Source organism: Acinetobacter sp. CY79, assembly GCF_059515845.1.
In genome coordinates, this window is record NZ_JCAKMY010000007.1 from 109545 (window position 1) to 119040 (window position 9496).

Sequence of the window (9496 nt, forward strand, 5' to 3'; positions counted from 1 at the left end):
GTTCCTTTTTTATGGATCAATCAATATTAGTCTTCAGGTTCATCTGGGTTTTTGACCAAATGAATCATGGCAAGGATTAAACCACCCCAAAGCACACTCACTGACAAAATAAGCATCACCAATGCCGAAGTATTCATCTTAGTTCTCCTTAGTGTCTGAGTCTTTGATGCAACTAAACAAGATCGCACCAAGGATAAAGAAGGCGATGGTACCGCCACCAACTAACCATAAAATGCCACGAGAATAATCACCATAACCATCAGAAATGACTGAATTCAGCGTCAATCCTAAAGCAACAAGGAGTGAAATAGGTGTCACCACCGTCAATAGGAAGTTCCAAACCGCACCCAATTTGATACTCGCATATTGATTGATATGATCTTTTAATTGTTGCAATAATGGACGACGGAACCACGACACCAAGATAATCGAAACTAAACCACCACCGACGATACCAATATTATTGGCAAAGTAGTCAATGATATCTACAAACGTAATCGCACTGTGTGTCGAGAATAGTAAAGTCGATACAACAGCAGAACCACCCGCAATAATGGTCACTGATTTTTTCAAAGACCAGCCTAATTTATCCTGAAATGCAGCAATGGGTACTTGCAGAATACTGACCATTGAGGTGATCCCTGCAACGGTCAACGAAGCAAAGAACAAGAATCCAAATAAGTCACCGCCTGCCCCCATGCTCGAGATAATTTTAGGGAAAGCGATAAAGGCTAAACCAATACCATCTACAGCCACATCTTCTACAGATGAGCCTGCACTGTATGCCATAAAACCCAATGCAGCAAAGACACCAATACCCGCTAAAATTTCAAATGACGAGTTTGCTAGTGCCACCACCACACCCGAGCCCGTCATATTGGTTTTGGTATTCAAATAAGAGGCATAAGTCAACATGATCCCGAAACCCACAGAAAGTGAGAAGAAAATATGTCCAAATGCAGCCAACCAGACTTTATAGTTTTTCATCGCGTCCCAGTTGGGTGTAAAGAATGCATTTAAGCCATCCACTGCACCAGGTAAACGAACGGCTTGAATCACTAAAATCGTGAAGAGCACAACCAATAATGGCATAAAGATCTTATTGGCAAGTTCTACACCACGACGTACACCGCCATAGAGAATGAACATCACCGATGCCCAAACAATCACTAAACCAAAGAATAGCGTTGGTACAAATCCAAACTGTAAACCTTCCCCATTTTGTAGGTAGGTATTAAAGAAGAATCCTTGCGTATCTGAACCCCACTGCTGACCAAACGAGTAGAACATATAGCTACCCGCCCACGACAACACACTGGCATAGTAGATTCCGATGATGAGTGTCACCATCACTTGCCACCAGCCCAGTGATTCAGCATTCATCAACTTCTTATACGCAGTAGGTGGCGCTTTACGGTATTTATGACCAACAGCATAGTCTAAAAAGAGTAATGGCAAGCCCGCAGCAAAAATCGCAACGAGGTAAGGGATTAAAAATGCCCCTCCACCATTTTCATAAGCTACATAGGGGAAACGCCAAATGTTACCCAAACCAACAGCAGAGCCAATTGCTGCAATAATAAATCCTGATCGCGCGGACCAGTTTTCGCGTTTATCTGTCATAAAACACCCAATATGCCTTCACATATTTCTGCCGCTTGTTGTGGTTATAGAGTCGCGTGCAAAAACTGCTTAAAATTAATTTTGTTGTTTGAATAAGACATTTGCCTTTTGAGCATTCAGTTCTAATTACAAACCAATGTGTATCCAATAAACTTGGTTAAAGTTTGGCTAAATACAAATTGTTTAATGATGTAACAATACCTGTTTTTATGTCTTTATTGTTTATCTTTACAAATGAATCATCCTTTAATTCATTTTCATCTCTTCTTTTTGTATATTTTTTAACTCCTTTTCATCCTTATTTATGCTTTTTAAACTCTATTCAGTACTTTTCATCCGATATAAGCCTTTTTTTATTTGAAAGCGTATTTTCACTGCGCAATTGATCTAATCATGACGCAGTAAATGATTTAAGTCGATAATGCCCTGTCATCTTATAATTGAACAAAATATCATTTTCTTGTGTCCCAGAACCAATATTATGAATGACTAAAGGAGTCGATTTCATCACAGATTTTTTATCCGAAATGATTCCAATATGAACCAATCCCTTTCCCAAATCCCACGTTACAATATCTCCAGCTTTGTAGTTTTTATCTTTAACTTCATAACCTTGTCTTTTGAAATAAGTCATGATGTTCGGTACTCGTCGATGATCAATATTTCGATCTGTACTTTTAAGACCCCATTTTTTGGGATAGACACCGAAATTCTTTTTCATATCCTCATGGATCAACTTCTGTAAATCCATGCCTTGCAAACGTAATGCTCGAATAATAACGTCGGTACACACACCTTTAACCAAAGGAACATCACCCATTGGGTATTTTAATGAGGTATAAGCGGGATCATAGTAAAGCGTTTGACCAATTTGCTTACGTGCATCCAGTACAACTTGCTGGTGGTTTATTGCAAATACGTGGATGCTGATCAACAAAGTCATGATCAAGACAGCGAAAGAGCTCAATTTAAGTTTCATTATTTTCCATTTTTATCATTTATTTTAAAAAATAATACCATTTAAAAAAGGAGCGATTGCTCCCTATTCTGTCATATTTCAGTTATTGCTTAATCACCAATAAACGTTCTTCTTGCATATCACGAATCGCAGAATGAATCCCTTCTCGCCCTAAGCCTGAATCTTTCACACCACCATAAGGCATATTATCAACACGGAATGACGGTACATCATTAATGATCACACCACCAACATGTAACTGATCCCATGCATACATCATTTTATTGAGGTTCTGAGTGTAAACACCTGCTTGAAGCCCAAAACGGCTAGAATTAATCTTTGCAATGCCCGTCTCAAAATCTTTATATTTTTCAAGAATCGCGACAGGGCCAAACACCTCATCCTTATAAACCTCAAGATTCTCATCCACTCCCTCTAGTAGAGTGGGTTCAAATAGCACACCATTGAGGACATTCCCAGAGAGTACTTTGGCTCCTTTCTTTACTGCTTTATCCACCCATTTCTTTAAGCGTATTGCTTCTTTATCTTTAATCATCGGGCCAACTAAAGTACTACTCAGTGCTGGATCTGCTGCTTGAATTTTCTTCAGCTTTGCCACTAATTTTTTCTTTAATTCTGCATAAATATCAGCATGTGCCAGTATTCTTTGAACACTAATACAGACTTGCCCTGCATGACCATAAGCTCCTCCGATAATACGATCAATCAGAGCATCTGAAATTTCAGTATCTGGCTCGATCAATACCGCAGCATTTCCACCGAGTTCTAATGTGACTTTTTTACGCCCTGCACGTGCTTTCATATCCCATCCGACTTGGTCGGAACCTGTAAAGCTCAGTAATTTGAAACGATCATCCGTGACTAAAACATCGGCATGTTCTCGCTGACAAGGCAGAACTGAAAAAGCACCTTTTGGTAAGTCCGTTTCAGCCAAAATTTCAGCAATTTTAAGCGCTGAAATCGGCGTTAGACTTGCAGGTTTAAGAACAAAAGGACAACCTGCTGCAATTGCTGGTGCAATCTTATGAGCGGTTAAATTCAATGGAAAATTAAAGGGGCTAATCAGCGAGACTGCACCAATGGGTACATGCTTAACCATACCAGTATAGTTCGATGCTGCTTGAGTCACAGCCAAAGGAATCAAACGCCCCTCATCCAATTGAGATACTGCATCTGCTGCAATCTGAAACGTATTAATTAAACGCTCAACTTCAGCCGCGGCAGCCGTACGGGGTTTCCCCCCTTCTACAATTAAAATATGGGTTAATTCTTCGCGTTGTTCATTAAATCGAGCCACACAGTGCAGCAATATTTTTTGCTTTTGAAATGGTTTTAATGCTGCCATTTCACGCTCTGCTTTAAGCGCAGTATCAATGGCTTTATCCAGTGTTGTAGCATCAGCCAAAGCAACCTTGGCATACACCTGACCAGAATACTTATCATGAACCTCAAGCCATTGCCCTGTCTTTGTTGGTTTATTGGCAAGATATAAAGGAAATTCTAAAAGGTTATTATTGTTTAAATCAGCCACAATGATCTCGATCTGTCTAGATTGATATATCATTCACTTTAGCATGCGAAGCTCTATTTATTAAATAAAGTCTCATTGTGCTTTTCTTTACAAGAACGTTAACTTTACAAAATATTGTTTTTTTCATCGGCTTATATGTGGCTTTTTAGTTTATTCATTTTGTGTAAGACATTGCTTACAGCAATTGAATAAATTGACCTATAGATCTCACTTTTGAAATTAAATATGATTTATGTATAGCGAAACAGGATGTTTCCTAAGAAAACTAAAATAATAAAAGCAATAACAAGATTAAAATTAGAACAATAAAAGATCAGGGCATAAGGAATTTCGTACGACAAGAGTCATGCAGAAGCAAAGAATACAAAAGACCCCATCTTCGGATGGGGTCTTTTATTATCTAAACTAAAACCATTGAAAAATCAATAAATCTAATTGCTTGAATGCTTCAAATCGATGAAACATTCAAGAATTTAATCAATCAAATATTTAATAAAGAGGCTGAGGAAGTTTGATTTGAATCACTTCATTATCATCTGCTAATTTACTGTTGCGACCACTAGAACCTGGGAAGTTATTGTCATTCAATACGGTTATTAAATCAGGGCCTTCGATCATAATATCTTCAATGGTTTGAAATGGAAAACCAAAGCGCTGACCCACTGCGATATCGCCTTCTCGAGGGGTTCCAAACAATAGGTTTGGATTGGCTATATCCATAAGATTGACTAAATCTTGACGTTGTACAGACTCACCATACTGATTCAACTTAACTTTAATCAGTTTCTTATAACCGCCCAAATTATTTTCAGTATCGTCCCGCTCAATAATAATCCCTTCTTTCTCATTAAATAATTGGAAATCTCCAATAGCCGTCGCTTTACTATTCAAATCAAAGTAATAAATGTTGCCTGTATAAGCTTTTCTAGCGATATCAAATTCAGAAATGATTAAGCGTGACTGAGATTCTGTTGTTAAAGGCTTCTCTAGTAAAGGATATAAATACTTTCCATCAGGTGATATTGCCATCCCTTCAAAACCACCACTACGTTGAACGAGTGGTTGTATAAAACTATTAGGATTTTTATTGAGCTGATTCTGTGGAGATCTCAGTTCTGAACCCTGCAACTTAGGATCTGGTAGAGCTATTGGAGGGCTTAATAAAATACCCTCTGCACTAAAATGTAATAAATATGGTCCGAACTCATCTCCAATCCAAATATCTCCATTTGGTGCACGTTGCATAGACTCAGGATCAAAGTCAGCACCTGTCAGTAATCTATCTGCTGTGAACTGATGAGTAATTTCAAAAGGAATAAGCTTATTCGGATCTCGAAGTTGAATATAGGAAAGATGCTTAACTTGTCCTGTTCCTGTGTTCGCTTTTTTGAAATCAGCTGAAAGATGATGCAATCGCAATAAATAGTCTGATGAATTATCTTGAGAACCAAAGCCATTATCTGACATGACTAGATAAGTACCATCTTTATTTTTTAATGCTGCTGAAAAACCTTGCACAGGCTGTCCAGGAAACATCGGAAAAATGCCATTTGCACCTTTGACATCCTTGCCTGATTGTGGACCATCTGCATAGGTATTGACATCAAGTTTGGCAAATGAAACTAAAGTTGGCTCATTGATTTGAGTTGATGCTTTAACATGTTTTTCATCAGAATCATTACATCCTAATAGGGTTGTAACCGATAGTGCCAAGGCAGTCGTTATAAAAAATTTCATAAGTCCATAAAATATTTCTTGTGAACTTGATATTTATAATTTGAATTGATGACAAATAAATTTCAGCTTCGTGACAATTAAAATAGTTATAATAAATCAAATGGTTAGAAATTAAATTTTAAAATAGAATTCCAGACTTTCTATTTTATCCCCAATAAAAAACACCCAAACATAAAAAAACACCCCCTGCACGAGTCAGGGGGTGTTTTTAGGAATAATGAGCTGGCGATGACTTACTCTCACATGGGTAACCCCACACTACCATCAGCGCAAAGAGGTTTCACTTCTGAGTTCGGGAAGGGATCAGGTGGTTCACTCTTGCTATTGTCGCCAGCACAATCCCCAATAAAAAACACCCAAACATAAAAAAACACCCCCTGCACGAGTCAGGGGGTGTTTTTAGGAATAATGAGCTGGCGATGACTTACTCTCACATGGGTAACCCCACACTACCATCAGCGCAAAGAGGTTTCACTTCTGAGTTCGGGAAGGGATCAGGTGGTTCACTCTTGCTATTGTCGCCAGCACAACTGTTGTGACTTTGCTTGGGTCTTATTCACATCGTTTGATGTATGCCGTTGCTTGGTCAAAGAAGTTATTAACAGATATATCTGAGTTGAATATTGTGATACTAACGGCTTACTGAATCAAGCTATTTTGATGTATATCGAATCAATTGAGCTTTTATACAACAACTGTTTGGGTGTTGTATAGTCAAGCCTCACGAGTAATTAGTATTGGTCAGCTTCACATATCACTATGCTTCCACATCCAACCTATCAACGTTGTAGTCTTCAACGGCTCTTTAGAGGACATAAAGTCCTTGGGAAATCTTATCTTGAGGTAGGCTTCCCGCTTAGATGCTTTCAGCGGTTATCCCTTCCGAACATAGCTACCCGGCGATGCGACTGGCGTCACAACCGGTACACCAGAGGTTCGTCCACTCTGGTCCTCTCGTACTAGGAGCAGATCCTCTCAAATTTCCAACGCCCACGGTAGATAGGGACCGAACTGTCTCACGACGTTCTAAACCCAGCTCGCGTACCTCTTTAAATGGCGAACAGCCATACCCTTGGGACCTGCTTCAGCCCCAGGATGAGATGAGCCGACATCGAGGTGCCAAACACCGCCGTCGATATGAACTCTTGGGCGGTATCAGCCTGTTATCCCCAGAGTACCTTTTATCCGTTGAGCGATGGCCCTTCCATACAGAACCACCGGATCACTAAGACCTACTTTCGTACCTGCTCGACTTGTGGGTCTCGCAGTTAAGCGCGCTTTTGCCTTTATACTCTACGCGTGATTTCCGACCACGCTGAGCGCACCTTCGTACTCCTCCGTTACTCTTTAGGAGGAGACCGCCCCAGTCAAACTACCCACCAGACATGGTCCTCGCTCCAGATCATGGAGCAGAGTTAGAACCTCAATATTACCAGGGTGGTATTTCAAGATTGGCTCCACTCGAACTAGCGTCCGAGTTTCAAAGCCTCCCACCTATCCTACACAAGTAAGATCAAAGTTCAATGTCAAGCTGCAGTAAAGGTTCACGGGGTCTTTCCGTCTAGCCGCGGGTACACCGCATCTTCACGGCGAATTCGATTTCACTGAGTCTCTGCTGGAGACAGCGCCCCCATCATTATGCCATTCGTGCAGGTCGGAACTTACCCGACAAGGAATTTCGCTACCTTAGGACCGTTATAGTTACGGCCGCCGTTTACTGGGGCTTCGATCAAGAGCTTCGCTTACGCTAACCCCATCAATTAACCTTCCAGCACCGGGCAGGCATCACACCCTATACGTCCACTTTCGTGTTTGCAGAGTGCTATGTTTTTAATAAACAGTTGCAGGGGCCTGGTTTCTGTGGCTGCTCGCCGCTCAAACCGCAAGGGTTATCACCGCCAGCAGCGTACCTTCTCCCGAAGTTACGGTACCATTTTGCCTAGTTCCTTCAGCAGAGTTCTCTCAAGCGCTTTGGTCTACTCGACCTGACCACCTGTGTCGGTTTCGGGTACGATTCCTGTGTAACTGAAGCTTAGAGACTTTTCCTGGAAGTATGGTATCAGCCACTTCACTGCACAAGTGCAGCTTGCTATCAGTTCTCAGCATAGAGTACCCCGGATTTGCCTAAGATACATGCCTACAACCTTTCACCTGGACAACCAACGCCAGGCTGACTTAACCTTCTCCGTCCTCTCATCGCATTACACAGAAGTATTGGAATATTAACCAATTTCCCATCGACTACGCCTTTCGGCCTCGCCTTAGGGGTCGACTCACCCAGCCCCGATTAACGTTGGACTGGAACCCTTGGTCTTTCAGCGTGCGAGTTTTTCACTCGCATTGTCGTTACTCACGTCAGCATTCGCACTTCTGATACCTCCAGCAGACTTCTCAATCCACCTTCATCGGCTTACAGAACGCTCCCCTACCACTTGCAATAAATTGCAAATCCGCAGCTTCGGCACATAGTTTTAGCCCCGTTACATCTTCCGCGCAGGCCGACTCGACTAGTGAGCTATTACGCTTTCTTTAAAGGGTGGCTGCTTCTAAGCCAACCTCCTAGCTGTCTATGCCTTCCCACATCGTTTCCCACTTAACTATGATTTTGGGGCCTTAGCTGGCGGTCTGGATTGTTTTCCTCTTGACTACGGACGTTAGCACCCGCAGTCTGTCTCCCGGATAGTACTCATTGGTATTCGGAGTTTGCATCGGTTTGGTAAGTCGGGATGACCCCCTAGCCGAAACAGTGCTCTACCCCCAATGGTATTCGTCCGAGGCGCTACCTAAATAGCTTTCGGGGAGAACCAGCTATCACCAGGCTTGATTAGCCTTTCACCCCTATCCACAAGTCATCCCCTGGCTTTTCAACGACAGTGGGTTCGGTCCTCCAGTTAGTGTTACCCAACCTTCAACCTGCTCATGGATAGATCGCCTGGTTTCGGGTCTACACCCAGCAACTAAACGCCCTATTAAGACTCGATTTCTCTACGGCTCCCCTATTCGGTTAACCTTGCTACTGAATGTAAGTCGCTGACCCATTATACAAAAGGTACGCAGTCACCGGACACAATGCCGGCTCCCACTGCTTGTATGCATGCGGTTTCAGGATCTATTTCACTCCCCTCACAGGGGTTCTTTTCGCCTTTCCCTCACGGTACTGGTTCACTATCGGTCAGTCAGGAGTATTTAGCCTTGGAGGATGGTCCCCCCATATTCAGACAAGGTTTCACGTGCCCCGCCCTACTCGACATCATCATATCAGCCCTTTCGTGTACAGGACTATCACCCACTACGGTTGCACTTCCCAGAGCATTCCACTAGAACTGATATGACTTAATGGGCTTTTCCCCGTTCGCTCGCCGCTACTAAGGGAATCTCAATTGATTTCTTTTCCTAAGGGTACTGAGATGTTTCACTTCCCCTCGTTCGCCTTGCAACACTATGTATTCATGTTGCAATACCTACCTTATGGTAAGTGGGTTTCCCCATTCAGAAATCTCCGGATCACAGGATATTTGCCGCCTCCCCGGAGCTTATCGCAGGCTATTACGTCTTTCATCGCCTCTGACTGCCAAGGCATCCACCACATGCACTTAATTACTTGACTATACAACCCCAAACAGTCG

5 protein-coding genes and 3 rRNA genes are annotated in these 9496 nt (G+C 42.0%); all 8 read right to left on the reverse strand.

Annotation, left to right across the window (positions count from 1 at the left end):
- Positions 1–26: 26 nt before the first annotated feature.
- The 8 genes from AC5YCE_RS04225 to AC5YCE_RS04260 all read right to left on the reverse strand — a co-directional run bounded on the left by AC5YCE_RS04225 (position 27) and on the right by AC5YCE_RS04260 (position 9477).
- Positions 27–137 (reverse strand): methionine/alanine import family NSS transporter small subunit, encoded by a 111-nt coding sequence (locus AC5YCE_RS04225; RefSeq protein WP_496127162.1) that lies wholly within the window; start codon positions 135–137, stop codon positions 27–29.
- 1 nt (position 138) lies between these two features.
- Complete coding sequence (locus tag AC5YCE_RS04230; protein WP_496171171.1) at positions 139–1623, reverse strand: sodium-dependent transporter; 1485 nt, start codon at positions 1621–1623, stop codon at positions 139–141.
- Positions 1624–2014: 391 nt separating this feature from the next.
- Positions 2015–2566: a DUF1287 domain-containing protein gene (locus tag AC5YCE_RS04235; RefSeq protein ID WP_496171177.1), complete on the reverse strand. Its 552-nt coding sequence runs from the start codon at positions 2564–2566 to the stop codon at positions 2015–2017.
- A gap of 118 nt (positions 2567–2684) precedes the next feature.
- Positions 2685–4133, reverse strand: coding sequence for an aldehyde dehydrogenase family protein (locus AC5YCE_RS04240; RefSeq protein WP_496171172.1), 1449 nt, complete (start codon positions 4131–4133; stop codon positions 2685–2687).
- Between the two features lie 489 nt (positions 4134–4622).
- Complete coding sequence (locus tag AC5YCE_RS04245) at positions 4623–5870, reverse strand: esterase-like activity of phytase family protein (RefSeq protein ID WP_496171173.1); 1248 nt, start codon at positions 5868–5870, stop codon at positions 4623–4625.
- Between the two features lie 220 nt (positions 5871–6090).
- Positions 6091–6205 (reverse strand): 5S ribosomal RNA (gene rrf, locus AC5YCE_RS04250).
- A 76-nt stretch (positions 6206–6281) separates the two neighbouring features.
- Positions 6282–6396: ribosomal RNA gene (rrf, locus tag AC5YCE_RS04255) — 5S ribosomal RNA — on the reverse strand.
- 184 nt (positions 6397–6580) lie between these two features.
- A 23S ribosomal RNA gene (locus tag AC5YCE_RS04260) occupies positions 6581–9477 on the reverse strand.
- Positions 9478–9496 lie beyond the last annotated feature (19 nt).